Annotated in this window: 14 protein-coding genes; 7 read left to right on the top strand and 7 right to left on the bottom strand. The window is 71.2% G+C overall.

What is annotated here, in order from left to right; translation table 11 throughout:
- Positions 1–7: 7 nt before the first annotated feature.
- Together FR742_RS11280 and FR742_RS11275 are read right to left on the bottom strand one after the other, a co-directional pair.
- Positions 8–2,089 (bottom strand): acetate--CoA ligase family protein, encoded by a 2,082-nt coding sequence (locus FR742_RS11280; protein ID WP_148030905.1) that lies wholly within the window; start codon positions 2,087–2,089, stop codon positions 8–10.
- Entirely contained in the window at positions 2,086–3,762 is a 1,677-nt protein-coding gene (locus FR742_RS11275) for a thiamine pyrophosphate-binding protein (RefSeq protein WP_148030904.1), read from the bottom strand. Before FR742_RS11275 ends, FR742_RS11280 begins: the two co-directional genes overlap by 4 nt.
- A 265-nt stretch (positions 3,763–4,027) precedes the next feature.
- On the opposite strand from FR742_RS11275, the gene FR742_RS11270 reads away from it, so the two are divergent.
- From FR742_RS11270 to FR742_RS11245, 6 genes are all read left to right on the top strand, one after another.
- Positions 4,028–5,200, top strand: coding sequence for a MaoC family dehydratase N-terminal domain-containing protein (locus FR742_RS11270; RefSeq protein WP_148030903.1), 1,173 nt, complete (start codon positions 4,028–4,030; stop codon positions 5,198–5,200).
- Positions 5,197–5,763 (top strand): SRPBCC domain-containing protein, encoded by a 567-nt coding sequence (locus FR742_RS44470; RefSeq protein ID WP_187281092.1) that lies wholly within the window; start codon positions 5,197–5,199, stop codon positions 5,761–5,763. The genes FR742_RS11270 and FR742_RS44470 overlap by 4 nt, the downstream gene beginning before the upstream one ends.
- Entirely contained in the window at positions 5,764–7,338 is a 1,575-nt protein-coding gene (locus FR742_RS11260; protein ID WP_148030901.1) for an AMP-binding protein, read from the top strand. It begins immediately after the preceding gene.
- Between the two features lie 41 nt (positions 7,339–7,379).
- Positions 7,380–7,985 carry a helix-turn-helix domain-containing protein gene (locus FR742_RS11255; RefSeq protein ID WP_148030900.1) on the top strand — a complete coding sequence of 202 codons (606 nt, stop codon included), beginning with the start codon at positions 7,380–7,382 and terminating at the stop codon, positions 7,983–7,985.
- Between the two features lie 121 nt (positions 7,986–8,106).
- The gene (locus FR742_RS11250; RefSeq protein ID WP_148030899.1) at positions 8,107–8,466 is read left to right on the top strand and encodes a DoxX family protein; all 360 of its coding nucleotides are present in this window, start codon (positions 8,107–8,109) and stop codon (positions 8,464–8,466) included.
- On the top strand, positions 8,463–9,086 hold the full coding sequence (locus FR742_RS11245; protein ID WP_148030898.1) for a TetR/AcrR family transcriptional regulator: 624 nt from the start codon (positions 8,463–8,465) through the stop codon (positions 9,084–9,086). Before FR742_RS11250 ends, FR742_RS11245 begins: the two co-directional genes overlap by 4 nt.
- Positions 9,087–9,096: 10 nt before the next feature.
- Here FR742_RS11245 and FR742_RS11240 read toward each other — a convergent pair whose 3' ends face one another.
- The 3 genes from FR742_RS11240 to FR742_RS11230 all read right to left on the bottom strand — a co-directional run bounded on the left by FR742_RS11240 (position 9,097) and on the right by FR742_RS11230 (position 11,954).
- Positions 9,097–10,266, bottom strand: coding sequence for an ArgE/DapE family deacylase (locus FR742_RS11240; RefSeq protein WP_148030897.1), 1,170 nt, complete (start codon positions 10,264–10,266; stop codon positions 9,097–9,099).
- 113 nt (positions 10,267–10,379) lie between these two features.
- Entirely contained in the window at positions 10,380–11,279 is a 900-nt protein-coding gene (locus FR742_RS11235; RefSeq protein WP_148030896.1) for a dioxygenase, read from the bottom strand.
- A 99-nt stretch (positions 11,280–11,378) separates the two neighbouring features.
- On the bottom strand, positions 11,379–11,954 hold the full coding sequence (locus FR742_RS11230; RefSeq protein ID WP_148030895.1) for an NADPH-dependent F420 reductase: 576 nt from the start codon (positions 11,952–11,954) through the stop codon (positions 11,379–11,381).
- Positions 11,955–12,043: 89 nt separating this feature from the next.
- Here FR742_RS11230 and FR742_RS11225 point away from each other — a divergent pair, with 89 nt between their 5' ends.
- Positions 12,044–12,613 (top strand): MarR family winged helix-turn-helix transcriptional regulator, encoded by a 570-nt coding sequence (locus tag FR742_RS11225; protein ID WP_148030894.1) that lies wholly within the window; start codon positions 12,044–12,046, stop codon positions 12,611–12,613.
- Positions 12,614–12,682: 69 nt separating this feature from the next.
- Here FR742_RS11225 and FR742_RS11220 read toward each other — a convergent pair whose 3' ends face one another.
- Together FR742_RS11220 and FR742_RS11215 are read right to left on the bottom strand one after the other, a co-directional pair.
- Positions 12,683–13,837 (bottom strand): hypothetical protein, encoded by a 1,155-nt coding sequence (locus tag FR742_RS11220; protein WP_148030893.1) that lies wholly within the window; start codon positions 13,835–13,837, stop codon positions 12,683–12,685.
- Complete coding sequence (locus tag FR742_RS11215) at positions 13,834–14,307, bottom strand: SigE family RNA polymerase sigma factor (RefSeq protein ID WP_261808476.1); 474 nt, start codon at positions 14,305–14,307, stop codon at positions 13,834–13,836. The genes FR742_RS11220 and FR742_RS11215 overlap by 4 nt, the downstream gene beginning before the upstream one ends.
- Positions 14,308–14,417 lie beyond the last annotated feature (110 nt).

The following is a 14,417-nucleotide window of genomic DNA, read 5'->3' as shown; positions in this document are numbered from 1 at the left end:
CTGGGGGTCACGCCTGACCGGCGACCACGTCGACGGTGGCGGCGCCGGATTCGTAAAGGAAGACGGGGTTGAGCTCCACGAAGCCCAGCCGGCCGGCGGCCACCGCGTCGAGCGCCGTGGCGACGACGTCGAGCAACGCGTCGACGTCCAGGACGGGCCGGCCCCGGTATCCGTCGCACAGCCGCCCCACCGGTGAGTCGAGCAGCCGGCGCCGGCGGGTGGGAGCGTTCCATCGGTGCGAGATGATCGCTTGGCCGGGGATCAGCTCGGTGAGCAGACCTCCCGGTCGTACGAGCGCGAACGGCCCGACTTCGGGGTGTTCCATCGCCGAGACGAAGAACTCCGTCCCGCCCGGCGGCGCCATGCGCTGTACCAGCACGTCGTCGTCGTGCTCCCGGCAGGCGGCGGCGACTCTCGCGAACGCCTCCCGCAGCTCGTCCTCGCCCGTCACCACGGCGACCGCGCCCAGCTCGGACCGGTGGACGATGCCGCGGCCGGCGGCCTTGACGACGGCCGGGAAGCCGAACCGGCGGGCGGCCTCCGCCGTCGGCGCGGGCGCCCAGTCCACCCAGGGCAGGCCCGGCAGGACGGCACGCGCCTCGTCCAGTCCGAGACCTCCGCCGCGGCTCGGGACATGTGCGCCCGAGCCGCCGTCCGGCGCTCGCGTGCGAGGGGCGGAGGTGAGGGCGAGTGCGGCGACGGCCCGCTCGACCGTGGGGACCACCGCGACTCCCGCGGCGGCGAGCCTGGCCGTCTCCTCCTCCCCGAGCCGGTCGTCCTCGGACAGGTGGCACAGGACGAGCGGCGCCACGGGCGCGGACGGCCCGCGATCCTGGGCCACCAGATCGGAGACGAGCGTCGCGGGATCGTGAGCCAGACCGGAGGTCACCGCCACGGTGACGTCGAAGATCCCGGAGGCGCGGTAGGCGCCTATGGCGGAGGTGAACACGCCGGTCTCGTTCAGGAAGGGGATGTCGAGCGGGTTGGCGGACTCCAGCCGCGGGTCGAGCCGTACGGCCTGCTGGTCCTGGCCGGGTTCGGCGAGCCTCAGGCCGGGCGCCTCGTGGACCCGGTCGGCGCCGATCACGCCGCTCGCGCCCGAGACGGTGACGATGCCCACGGCCGCGTCGCGGTGCCCGGTCCCGCACGCCGCGGAGACGACCAGGCAGTCGGCGAGGGTCGCGAGGTCGTCCACCTCGGTGAATCCCGCCTCCGCCAGGACGGCCGTGGTGGCGTCGTTGGGGCCGACGAGCCGCCCGGTGTGTCCGCCCGCCGCCGCGCGACCGGCCGCCGTACGCGCGGCCTTGTAGACGAACAGCCGCTTGCCGCAGGCGTGGGCCGCTGCTGACACGCGGTCGAACCAGTCGATGTCGGTCAGGCCCTCCAGGAAGATCCCGACGACGTCGACGTCGTCGCGGGCCAGCAGGCCGGCGGTCAGCTCCATGGCACCGGTGTCCATCTCGTTGCCGGTGCTGAACCAGTGGGCGATCCCGGCCCCGCGCCGGAGCAGGCCCATCAGCAGGCCGTTGCCCAGCGCGCCGCTCTGGGTCACCAGGCCGATCCGGCCCAGGCGGGGGGCTCGCCGCGTCAGCACGGTCGAGAAGTTGAGGTGCGCCCCCGAGCCGACCGACATGGTGCCCACGCAGTTCGGGCCGATGACCCGCATCCGGAAGCCGGGCCGCCGGATCACCTCCTCCAGTTCCCGCCGTGGCCGGCTGGACGGCGATTCGAAGCCGCTGCCGATCACGACCGCGGCGCCCGCGCCGGCCTCGTCGAGGTCCGATACGGCCGCGGGGACCAGGTGCGCGGGGAGGTTGACGATCGCGACGGCGCGTTCGAGCCGGGGCAGCGCCTTGGTCCTGGGCACGCACGGCACCCCCAGGATCGACTCGTGCCGCGGGTGCACGACGTGCAGTCCGCCGCGGTAGCCGTACCGCAGCAGGAAGGCCAGCGCGCGGCTGGAGAGCTTCGACTCGTCGGCGGAGGCGCCCACCACGACCACCTCGGAGGGCGCGCACATCAGGTCCACCAGCCCGGCGCCGTCGAGACGCGAGCTCCCGGCGGTTTCGCGGGCGCCGGTCACGCTCATTCGTCACCCCCGAAGGAGACGGTTCCGGTCCCGTAGTGCAGGCGGCGGTACTGGACGCTCACGGCGCGATGGTCGATGGGGACGTCGACGAGGGTGGGCGCCGGCTCGGCGACGAAGGCGGCGACGGCCGCGCGGAGTTCCTCGTCGGAGTCGCAACGCTCGGCCCGCAGCCCGAAGGACCGCGCGGTGCGGGCCAGGTCGGTCCGGCCGAACACCGCCTGCTCGCCGCTGATGCCGCGGGCGGCGAGCTTGTGGTACTCCGCGCCGTACGCGCCGTCGTTCATGACGATGACCAGCAGCGGGATGTCGTGCCTTGCGATGGTCTCCAGTTCCTGCACGTTCATCAGCAGGCTGCCGTCGCCCTCGATCACCGCGCTGGGAGTGTCGATCCCGGCGGATCTCCGGGCGACGGCCACGCCGATGGCCGTGGGCACCGCCTGCCCGATCGCGCCGAAGTCGTAGGTGAAGTGGTAGCTCGCCGGGCCCCGGCCGGTCATCCCGGGCACCACGTAGTTCCAGAAGTGGCCCACCCCGACGGTGATCGACGCGTCCTTCGGCAGGGCCCGGTCGATCGTCGCGACTGCGGCTTCGGGACGGTGCGTGCCGGGCGCCGGGCCGTCCGGCTGATCGTCCGCCCGGTCGGGCCGGGGCCGCCCGGAGGGGGCGTCACGGGCCGCGCCGCGTGGTGGCATCAGTTTGAGTATCTCGGCGACGGCTTCGGCCGCGTCGGCCCGCGTGTAGGAGTCCGCGACCCGCTGACCGTCGAGGTAGCCGGCCGGATCGGTGTCGATCTGGACGACGCGGGCGGCGGGGAAGAGGTATCCGCCCTCGGTGGTGTAGTAGCCCATGCGGGCCCCCACGCCGAGCACGAGATCCGCTCCGGCGAAGATCTCCCTGGCCGCCTCGGACGCGAAGGCGCCCGCGAGTCCCACGTCACGCGGCTCCCCTTCGAACCAGTCCTTGGCCCGCAGGGTCGTGGCGACGCGCGCGCCCGCCCGTTCGGCGAGTTCGAGGATGTCGGCCCGGCAACCGGCCCGGACCGCTCCGGCGCCCGCCACGATGACGGGAGAGGTCGCGGCGCCGAGCAGGTGGGCGATCTCGGCCGCGGACTCGGGTGACGGCCGGAGCGGTGCCTGCTCAGGCACCAGCGCGGCGGAGGTGGTGATGACCTCGGTCCAGGGCTGGTCGGTCTCCTGGAGGTCGTACGGCACGCTGAGCACGACCGGCGCCCGGTGCGTGCGGGCGGTGAAGAAGGCCCGCGCGACCGCGTCGAGGGCCTGGTTGACGGTGGAGACCCTGATGAACTCCGCGCCCGCGGCGCGCACCAGGGGTTCCTGTTCGAGTTCCTGCAGGTGGAAGGCGGCCTCGACCGGTGTCTGCCCGGTCAGGATCACCATCGGGGTGCGGTGCCGTACCGACGCCGTGAGCGAGGTGAGAACCTGCGTGAGGCCGGGGCCGCAGGTCACCGTGGCGACGCCCACGCGTCCGGAGGCTCTGGCGTAACCGTCCGCCATGGCGACCGCCGCGTTCTCGTGACGGGCGTGGATGACGGTGACGCCGGGCCGCTCGGCCATGGCGGTCATCCAGAACATGTTGCCGTCGCCCATGAGCCCGAAGAGTGTGTCGACGCCCTCGGCTTCGAAGGCGGATGCCAGGTAGTCGTACAGGAGCACGAGTCCTCCCGGTGCCCGTCGAGGTGCGGGCCTCGACGTGTTTGCTAGCAGCAAATATTGAGTCAGAGGAAACACCGCGTCAAGAGGCAGCGGAGATCTCCTGCCGATCACGCCTCGTAGAGCAGGGAAAACGTGGCGAGCCGACGAAAGTTCTAGCTTGACTCTTCGCTCAGAGAAAATATGTTGCTATACAAGACTCCGTCGAGGACCCCTCGACCCGTGCCGGCGGAGACCGGCCGGTCTCCGCCCCAGGAGGTAGCAGGCGATGGCATCCAGACTCGGACTCGCGCCCCAGATCGATCCAGAGCAGTTCGCCCACATCGAAAGCCTGGTCGGCACACCGATCCGCATCGAGCCCTTCAACCACGAGGCGACCCGGGACACCATCCGCCACTACGCGCTGGGCATCGGGGACGACAATCCCCTGTGGTGCGACCCCGCCTACGCAGCCGCCGGGCCGCACGGCGACCTGCTCGCCCCGCCGACGTTCCTCTATTCGGCCTTCGACGGCGCGATCGGCGCAGGCCTGCCCGGCGTGCAGCCGGTGTACGCGGGAACCGAGTGGGTGTTCCATCGGCGCGTACGCCGCGGTGACGAGGTCGATCCGAGTGCCGTCTTCAGCGGTGTCCGCCGGCTGAGCGGCTCCACGAGCAGCGACATGGTCCTGCAGAGCTGCGACATCGGGTACCGCGTAGCCGGTTCGCCCGTCGCGACCGCCCGCGCCCACACCTTCCGCCTGCCGCGCCGGGACGCCTCCGGCGGTGGGCTGGCCTACGAGCCCCGCGAGGAGTACGTCTACTCCGACGCGGAGCTCGACCGGATCCGCGAGCACGCGCTGTCGGAGTACCGGCGGGGCTCCGCGCCCCTGGTCTTCGGCGAGCTCGCGCCCGGCACACCGATCCCGTCCGTGGTCAAGGGGCCGATCGACCGCATCACGATGACCTCGTACTACGCCGGATGCATCGGATCGCCCGGCTACAAGGCGTGCGAGGTCGCCTGGAAGTACCGCGACTGGGCGCTCAACGACCCCTCCCGGCTGCCGTCCAACTACGACCCGAGCTACTTCGCCGAGACCGTGCTGCCCAGCCTCGGTCACCAGGACGCCGACGTCGCGCGCGAGATCGGCATGCCCAACGCCTACGACAACGGCCCTCAGCGGTGCGGGTGGTTCTCCCACGCCGTCACCAACTGGATGGGAGACACCGCCTTCCTGCGGACGCTGTCGATCCGGCTCCGGCGGCCCGACATCCTGGGGGACACCGTCTGGATCGGCGGGGAGGTCGAGACGCTCACCGAGCAGGACGGCCTGGGAGTGATCGGCATCCGGCTGGAAGCCGTCAACCAGCTCCGGCAGGTCGTCGCCACCGGCGCCGCCGAGGTGCTCTGCTCCCTGACCCCGTCGGATGTGCCCGTCGAGCCGGCGGACGAGACGCGGTGAAGCTGGAGCAGTCCGTCGTCATCGACGCCGACGCGGCCCACGTCTGGGCCCTGCTGTGCGAACCCGAGTCGGCCGCCGGCTGCGTGCCGGGAGTCCGGCTCGACGGGCGCGACGACGACGGACACCACCGAGGCGAGCTCACCGTGAGCTTCGGGCCGACGCGGGTGGCGTTCTCCGGCGTGGCGGAGATCGTCATGGCTCCGGAGGACATGAGCGGGACCATCGTCGCGCGGGGCGCCGACCGGCAGGGCCGCAGCAGGGCGTCGGGCACGCTGCGGTTCCGCCTCGTCCCCGGCGACGGTTCGGTACGGCTCGTCTCCTCGGCGGACGTCGCCATCAGCGGGCCGCTGGCCGGTTTCGCGGAAAGCGGCGGGCGGCACGTGGTCGAGCAGCTGCTCGCAGGGATGGCGGCCAACGTCTCCGCCCGGCTGCGGGACGAGCGTCCGGCTCCCGGCACCGTGCGGCTGTCGCTGCGCGAGGTCCTGGCCGCCTGGCTCGCCCGCTTCTCGCGGTGGCCGTGGCGGCGCGGCGGCGGAGACTCCCCGACCCCCGAGGGGCGATGAATGGCCGGATACACCTTCACCCCCCTGACGCCGACCGCGTTCCTGGAGCGCTCGGCCGTGGTTCACGGTCACAGGACGGCGATCGTCGACGGCGACCGCCGTTTCACCTACCGGGAGTTCGGCGAACGCTGCCGGCGCCTGGCCGGAGCGCTCACCGCGACGGGTGTCCGTCCGGGCGACCGGGTGGCCGCCCTCTGCCTCAACAGCCACGTCATGCTGGAGGCGCACCATGGCGCCCCCTGGGCCGGCGCCTCCCTGGTGTCCCTCAACCCTCGTCTGTCTTCGGACGAGCACGCCTACATCGTCAGGCATTCCGGCGCCAGAACGATCATCGCGACCGCCGAGCTCCTGGACCGGGCCCGCGACGTCGCTCTGGCGTGCGACGCCGAGCTCGTCGTGGCCGGCGGCCCGGAGGACGACTACGAGGACCGGCTCGCCGCGGCCGGCCAGACCGTCGTACCCGTCGCGGACGAGGCGGCGCTGGTGGCCGTCAACTACACCAGCGGCACCACCGGCACTCCCAAAGGGGTCATGTACCACCACAGGGGCGCCTACCTGCAGTCGCTGGCCATGGCCTACCACCTGGGGCTCGCCGCCGACAGCGTCTACCTGTGGACGCTTCCCATGTTCCACTGCAACGGCTGGTGCTTCACCTGGGCCGTCACGGCGGCCGGCGCCACCCATGTCTGCCAGCGGTCCTTCGACCCGGCGGGCACCTGGGGCCTGGTCCGCGAGCACGGCGTCACCCACCTGTGCGCCGCCCCGACCGTGCTCACGATGCTCGCCGCCGGGCACCCCGGCGACAGGCGGGAGGGTCTTCGGGTGCGCGTGGCCACGGGCGGCGCGCCTCCGTCGCCGTCGCTTCTGGAGCGGCTGGACGCCCTCGCTATGGACGTCACGCACCTGTACGGCCTGACTGAGACCTTCGGCCCCATCGCGATCAACGAGTGGCTTCCCGAATGGAACCGTGAAGCACCGAGTGAGCGCGCCCGCCTGTTGAGCCGCCAGGGCGTGGGCAACATCGTCGCCGACCGGCTCCGCGTCGTCGACGACGCCGGAGCCGACGTGCCGCGGGACGGCGAGACGGTGGGCGAGATCGCCGTGCGGGGCAACGACGTGATGCTCGGCTACCTGGGTGAGGCGCCGCCTGCCGATGACTGGTGGCGAACCGGCGATCTGGCCGTCATGCACGGGGACGGCTACGTCGAGATCCGTGACCGGCTGAAGGACGTCATCATCTCCGGCGGCGAGAACATCGCCTCGGTCGAAGTGGAACGGGTGCTGGAGAGCCATCCCGCGGTGCTGGAGTGCGCGGTCGTGGGCCGCCCGGACAGCACGTGGGGCGAGGTGCCCGTCGCCTATGTGACGATCCGGCCCGGACAGGCGGCGACGGAGGCTGAACTGGTGCGGTACGTCCGAGCGAGAACGGCACATTTCAAGGCTCCGAAGACCGTACTCTTCGGGCAGTTGCCGAAGACCTCCACCGGTAAGATCCAAAAAGGACTGCTCCGTGAGAACCTCCGCCGGTCGGCGTCCGCCGGCCTCGCGACATCCGATGGCCCGCCGGGTGATTGAACCTCCGGTTGTCCGGGCGCCGAACGCAATACGACCATGACATGCTCGGGGGCAAGGCGATGAAGGAAGAGCCGGGAAGTCTGGAGTCCATCCAGATCGGGTCCAGGCTGCGCAGCTGGCGGCTGGCCTCGGGCCTTTCTCTGCACAAGGTGGCTGACACGTCGGGCCTCTCCCCCGGCTACATCAGCCAGGTCGAGCGGGGTCTGGCCAACCCGTCCCTCGAGTCGCTCAAGAGGCTGGCCGACGCCGTGGGCATGCGGATCGGCGACCTGTTCGTCGATGAGGGCGACGGGTCCCCGGAGAGCTCCCGCTTCGTCGTGACCAAGCGGGGCATGCGCAAGCAGATCCGCTATCCGGGGTCCGGCATCCTCAACGAACTGCTCACGCCGGACCTGCAACGCCAGTTCGAGGCGATCTGGGTGGAGGCGCAGCCGGGGGCGACGAGCGGCGGTCATCCCCACTCGCACGCGGGAGAGGAGTGCGGTGTCGTCATCTTCGGTTCGATGCGGTTCTGGGTGGGCAACGCCGATCTGGAACTCGCCGCCGGAGACTCCATCTATCTCGACTCCACCGTGCCCCACCGCTGGGTCGCCACCGGCACCGAGCCCCTGGTCGCCGTCTGGATGATCACACCGCCGACCTTCTAGAGGAGCCTTCACCGGCTCGGAGCGTCAAGATCGCCCACGTCTGATCCGGGACATCGGCTCGTACCGAGACCGTACTATACGGTATGGTACGGTGCAGGTATCCATCGACCGAGGGACAGACGTGTCAGCATTGCCCGATCCGGTCTGGCCGGTCGTCGTCCTGGCGATCATCCAGGCCGGGGACGCCGTCATGTGCGTCAAGCCCGTTCCGTTCATCGCCCGGTGCTTCGAGGATGTGAACTGGCCGCGGCGCTACTGGTGGATCATGCCGCCGCTGAAGTTCGCCGCCGCGGCGGGGCTGATCCTGGGCATCTGGCTGCCTTACCTCGCCGCCGTGACCTGTGCCGCGCTCGTCCTCTACTTCCTGGTCGCCATCGCGATGCACATCGCGGCCCGGGACTTCGGCCGCAACCTCTTCCTCAACGCCACCGGGATGCTGCTGATCTGCGTCGCCGTGGGCGTCTACAGCTTCATGACGTGACTCTCCGCGAGCGCGGAGCGTTCCATACCAGATGGTACGTTGATCCGATGAGCACGGCACGAGACCGGTGGCTGGACGAAGGCCTGAAGATCCTCGCAGAAGAAGGTGCGGCGGGGATTCGCATCGACCGGATCGCCGCTCGGCTCAACCTGTCGAAAGGGTCGTTCCACCATCACTTCGATGGCGCCGAGGGATACAAGAAGGCGCTTCTCGCCCATGTCGAGCGCCTGTCGGTCGAAGCGCTCAACAGCGCGATTTCCGAGATCGGGGAATCGGCCGGTGCCCGGGCGATCCTCACCCGGCTGACGGAGCTCGTCCGCCCCGGGAACACGGGGCTCTATCGGCCGGAGATCGACACCGCCCTGCGGGCGTGGGCGACGTGGGACGCGGATGTGCGGGTCGTGCAGACCCGCCTGGACGAGGCCAGACTGTCCGCGCTCCAGCGGGTGTGGCGATCAGCCGTCACCAGCGACGAGGAGGCCCGGACCGCGGCCCTGTTGCCCTACCTGCTCGCGGTCGGAGCGAGCGTCGTCTACCCTCCTGTCGACGCCGACCGGCTTCGCGAGCTCTACGAGATCCTCCTGCCACTCGTACCGGACGGCGCGACGCCGCTGCCGTGACCCGCATCGGTCAGGAACAGAAGTCCGTGATGGTGGCGGTAAAGATCCCGGTGAGCCGGTCCAGCGAGGCCAGATCCGCCCACTCGCGGGCCGCGTGCGCGCCCTCGCCGTCGGCGCCGAACAGCAGACAGGGGATGCCGGCGCGGTCCAGCAGGGCCGCGTCCGTCCAGAAGGGCTCGCCGCGCACCACCGGCGGACGCCCGAGGACCGCCTCCGCATGGCGGGTCAGCGTACGGACGATCCGCGCCTCCGGGTCGGCCTGGAACGGTTCGCGGTGCAGTCCTCGCGTGAGGCGGTAGCGGAAGCCGGGCACGGCGGCGGCCAGGCGATCCAGCACGGCCGTCAGCTCTGCCTCCACCGTGTCGGCGTTCTCGCCCGGTACGGTGCGCCGCTCCAGGGTGACGCGGCAGTGCGCCGGGTAGGTGGAGGGCTCCTGGCCTCCGGCGATGACCGAGGCGTGCACGGTGCCGGTGCCGAGCAGGGGGTGCGCCGGGCCCTGAGCGAGACGCGTCCCCAGCTCCTCCAGCGCGACCAGGAAGTGCCCGGCCTTGGCGATGGCGTCCACGCCCAGGTCGGGCCTCGAACCATGGGCCGCACGACCCTCGATCACCACGTCGAACCAGGCGAAGCCCTTGTGCGCCAGGGTGACTTCGAGATGACTCGGCTCGGTGACGATCGCCGCGTCCGCGGTGAAGGACTCCAGCACCTCCTCCGTACCGGTGCTGCCGTGCTCCTCGTCCGCGACGCACGCGAGGAGCACATCGCCGCGCAGCGGCCCGCCGGCCGTGGCCCGGACGGCGGCGATCATCATCGCCGCGAGACCGCCCTTCATGTCGAAGGACCCGCGGCCGTACATCCGCCCGTCACGGATCTCCGGATCGAACGGGTCACCGTCGTAGCCGGCCACACCCACCGTGTCCAGATGACCGTTGAGCATCAGCGACCGGCCGCCACCGGCCCCGCGAGCGATCGCGACCACCGACGGCCGGCCGCCGCGCTTGTCCAGACGGTGCACCTCGAAACCGCGGGCGGCCAGCCACTCGCCGCAGAAATCGGCGATGGCGCTCTCGCCCGCGCCGTCGGCCGCGAGGTCCGGGTTGACGGAGTCGATGGCGATCAGTCTGGCCAGCAGGCCGCGGGGGTCGAGGGGGTCAGCGGCGGAGGGAGTGGCAGGGGGCATGCGGACCTTCCGAAGGGCGGGGCGGTAGATCGACGGTTCGATTATCGGCGTCTCCGGCGTCTCGGGGATCTTCGTGGGAGGCGTCAGGCAGGCTCCGGCGATCACACGGGCGCTCAGGCCGCCTGGAAGGAACGCCGCGACAGGCCGACGCCGTAGCCGTCGAGAGTGGTCACCACCGGGGCGGTGGGGTCGGTGGCCGCGCCGAGGGCGACGAACAGCGGGGTGAAGTGCTCGACGGTCGGGTGCGCGTACGGCATGCCGGGGGCGGCGGTGCGGAAGCGGGCGAGCTCGGCGACGTCACCGCGGGCCAGCGCGTCGGCGGCCCAGGCGTCGAAGTCGGACGACCAGCCGGGCACCTTGTTCTCCAGGAACATCTCCCTGGTCAGGAACGGCAGGCCGTGCGTCATGTGCCCCGAGCCGATCACCAGCACGCCCTGCTCGCGCAGCGGCCGCAGCCGCTCGCCGATGGACAGCAGCCGATCGGGGTCCTCGGTGGGCAGGCTCAGCTGCAGCACCGGGATGTCGGCGGCCGGGTACATGATCTTCAAGGGGACCCAGGCGCCGTGGTCAAGCCCGCGGCTGGTGTGCCGGTGCACCTGCCCGGTGTCCGGCATGACTCCCACGACCTGCCGCGCCAGCTCCCCGGCGTCGGGCGTGTCGTAGCGGAAGGTGTAGTACAACGCGTCGAAGCCGCCGAAGTCGTACACCAGCTCGCTGGGTCGTTCGGCGCTCACCGACAGCGGCGCTGACTCCCAGTGCGCGGAGACGACCAGGATCGCCTTCGGCTTGGGCAGGGCCCTGGCCCAGTCGTGCAGCGGAGTGAGCCACTCGGGGCTCTCGAAGGGCATGGGTCCGCCGCCGTGGGACAGGTAGAGGCTGGGCAGCGGCCCGTCCTGGGCCGTCCACGGCCGGTGCGGTTCGGCGGCCTCGAGGGCGGCGGCGCGCTTCAGGTGCGTGGCGAACGGGTGCGCGGCGGGTATGCGGGCGTCGGCGGCGGTCGTGGTGGTGGTCATCGGGGCTCCTCGTCGGGGAGATCATGGGTGTCTCATCGGGCCGAGGGCCGCCGGGGGCGCGGCCGTCGGTCATCCCGCGCGGGGTCGCGGGGGCGGCTGTCAGGCGACGACGGCGAACCCGCCGGTCCAGGCGATCTTCTCGCCGGCCGCGAGGCCGATCTGCAGGAAGCCGAGGGCCTCCAGCTCGCGGGCCCGGCTCAGCGGGCCGGTGTCGACGGCGCGCAGGCCAGCGTCGGTGACGATCTGGGCGAGCGCGGCCTTGGCACCGGCGTCGTCGCCGGCGATCAGCACGGTCGTGGGCTGCTCGCCGACGTTGCCCTGGGACAGGGTGGCGGCGAAGTTGGTGTTGAACGCCTTGACCACCTGGGAGCGGGGCAGCGCCTCGGCGATCTCGGCGGTGGCCGAGCCGTCGGCCGCGACCGTCAGGGAGTCCATCGTGGAGAAGTCCACCGGGTTGGTGATGTCGACGACGACCTTGCCGTCGAACTGTCCTTCGCGCTGGGCGATGACTCCGGCCACCCCTCCGTACGGGACGGCGAGGACGACGATGTCACCGGTGACGGGCTTGCCTGTGTCGTCCCGGCCGAGAAGTTCGACGGTGTTGCCGCTTCTGCGGACCAGGTCGGCGATGGCCGAACCCATGGCGCCGGGGCCGATGATGCTCACCTGTGTCATGTCGGTGCTCCTTGTAGTGGTTGTTGCACGACTGGTACCCATGAGAGCAAACTTGTCGCTACAACTATTCCTGGACGAGGGACCTGACCGTGGACACTCCGTGGCTCGACCGGCGGCAGCTACGCGCCTGGATCCGCCTGCGGGCGGTGCTCGAACTGCTCCCCGGGATCCTGGACGCGCAACTCCGCCGTGACTCCGGGCTGACCGAGTTCGAGTACTACACGCTGGCGATGCTGTCCGAGGCGCCCGGCCGGACGCTGCGCATGACCGAGCTGGCCCAGCAGACCAACGCGACGCTGCCCCGGCTCTCGCACGTGGTGACCCGCCTGGAGGGCCGCGGCCTGCTGGAGCGCGTCCCCTGCCCTGAGGACCGCCGGGCGATCAACGCCCGGCTCACCGACCACGGGTGGGCGAAGGTGCGGCAGGCCGCGCCCGGGCACGTGGCCACCGTCCGGCACCACATCGTCGACGTGCTCACCGACGAGCAGCTCGACCAGGTCACCGCCATCAGCGACGCCATCCTGGCCGAACTGGACCCGTCGCGGGCCGTGGCCGCGCTCTACACCCGCTACGACGAGGCCTCAGACGGGGATGACGGCCCACCAGACGACGCCGAAGCGCGGCGCGGCGACGGCAGGACGGACAGCTCGCAGGCGTAGGAATCGGCCGGCCCGTCCAGCCGTCCGACATCGCGCCCCGCCGAACGGGAACGGGTCGTCGAGGGCCGGTTACCAGGCCGCCTCGATCACCGGGCGGGACCCCAAGAGCTCGGGATCGGGAGATCCGGGGTGGACCAAGGACGTGACGTGTCCCTCGTCGACTCTGCTCAGTGGATGGAAGTTGCCCGCGAGCAGCAGGTGGCGCCCGGTGCCGTCGTAACGGATCAGGTTCCAGAGCGCGATGCTCTCGCCCTCGTGGTCCCTGCTCAACAGGGTGCGGATCTTGCGTCCGTCTGTGACGGAGTACTCGTCCACGGTGTAGCGGTGCGGTCGCCGGCCGTCGGACAGCCGGCTGTGGCCGATCAGCATGCTGCGGCCGTCCGGGTTGATCGTCGAGGCCGTGACCTCCTGCCCTGGCGCTACGACGCGACTGGCCGCGAGTGTGGTGCCGGAGGCGGCCGTGTCCAGGACCCGGGCCTCGGATCCGACCACGAGACCGAGGGTGCGGCGATCGGCCGCCCATGACAGGCTCTCGATCTGTCCCGCGACGTTCGTCGTCCACGTGCGTGTCGTACCCGTGGGCAGATCGACGACCGTGAGCTGGGCCCCGGGGCAGAAGCGCAACGTCTCCCCCTTACCGCACACCTTGCCGTCGAGGCTGTAGGAGAGCCGGGTGCCGTCGCCGGTGACAGCAAGGGAGCTCGCCGTCGTACCGAGCACCTTGGGGATCACGTCGTGAACCAGCTCGGCCGGCCTCCCTTGTCCGTCGACCCGCGCTCGGTGGAACCTTGTGCTGCTCACCTGCGTCTCGCGCGACTGGACGCTCTGGGCGATGTAGAAGGTCTCACCGTCGCCGGCGCCCGCGAGCAGATATCCACCGGGCTCCCGGAAGCTTCCCTCAGGGGTGGGGGGCAGCCCGAGCCGGCTCGTGACCTTCCCGGTACGGGCGTCGTGGACCGTCACGCCGTCAGCGCTCGCCATCAGCAGGAAACGCGGGCCGGTGAGAGCGTGCGTCGCGGGCGCGGTAGGCGCGCCTCGTGTCCCGGCCACCATGGCGGCGACCGCGCCGATGACCACGACGACGAGCGCGGCCGCGAGCGGGACCGCCAGGGCGAGCCGGCGCGCGGGAAGGGCCCGCGCCGCCGGGCGCAGGGTTTCCGGGCGGATCCGCTCGGCGTCGGCGGTGAGGGCGTCCTTGAGCTGATCTTCGAGCCAGGAAGTCATCGGTTTCCCTCCAGTTTGACGGTGAGTGCCTTCAGGGCTCGAAAGACGGTCGATTTCACTGTTCCGCGGCTGACTCCCATGGCTTCGGCGATCTCGGCCTCGGACAGGTCGAGGTAGTAACGCAACACCACGGCTTCTCGCTGGCGGCGGGGTAAGGCGCGTACCGCGTCGGACACCTCCCGGCGCGTCTCCCCCAGCAGCGTGACAGCCTCCGCCGACCGGAACGGCTTCTGCCGATCGCCGGTGAACCTGCTCATGATGGACCGGCGGCGGTGGACCATGCGGCATCCGTTCACCACACTCGCCCGCAGGTAGGGCAGCGCCCGATCACGGTCGGTCAACCGGCTCCATCGGCGGTGCAGCGCCGCGAAGGCGTCCTGGACGACGTCCTCGGCCGTCTCCTGATCGCCCACCAGCAAGTACGCCAACCGGACCAGGCCCAGCCGCTGAGTCAGGAAGAGTTCGGCCACGACAGCCTCGTCCATGGCCGGGGCAGGCGGTGGCTCCGGCTCCTCCACCGTTCGTTGAATCGCGAATCGCATACCTCTTCCATGCACAGTCGCCGTCCAGGTTGCCTCGT

It is taken from the genome of Nonomuraea sp. C10, assembly GCF_008017515.1.
GTDB lineage: Bacteria > Actinomycetota > Actinomycetes > Streptosporangiales > Streptosporangiaceae > Nonomuraea > Nonomuraea ferruginea.
Note: the sequence above shows the minus strand (reverse complement) of the source record. Positions and strands in the feature narration are given on the sequence as shown.

Coding starts and splice junctions, on each gene's coding strand:
- FR742_RS11280 (WP_148030905.1), bottom strand. CDS start 2,089: ATGAGCGTGACCGGCGCCCGCGAAACCGCCGGGAGCTCGCGTCTCGAC.
- FR742_RS11270 (WP_148030903.1), top strand. CDS start 4,028: ATGGCATCCAGACTCGGACTCGCGCCCCAGATCGATCCAGAGCAGTTC.
- FR742_RS11260 (WP_148030901.1), top strand. CDS start 5,764: ATGGCCGGATACACCTTCACCCCCCTGACGCCGACCGCGTTCCTGGAG.
- FR742_RS11255 (WP_148030900.1), top strand. CDS start 7,380: ATGCTCGGGGGCAAGGCGATGAAGGAAGAGCCGGGAAGTCTGGAGTCC.
- FR742_RS11240 (WP_148030897.1), bottom strand. CDS start 10,266: ATGCCCCCTGCCACTCCCTCCGCCGCTGACCCCCTCGACCCCCGCGGC.
- FR742_RS11235 (WP_148030896.1), bottom strand. CDS start 11,279: ATGACCACCACCACGACCGCCGCCGACGCCCGCATACCCGCCGCGCAC.
- FR742_RS11230 (WP_148030895.1), bottom strand. CDS start 11,954: ATGACACAGGTGAGCATCATCGGCCCCGGCGCCATGGGTTCGGCCATC.
- FR742_RS11220 (WP_148030893.1), bottom strand. CDS start 13,837: ATGACTTCCTGGCTCGAAGATCAGCTCAAGGACGCCCTCACCGCCGAC.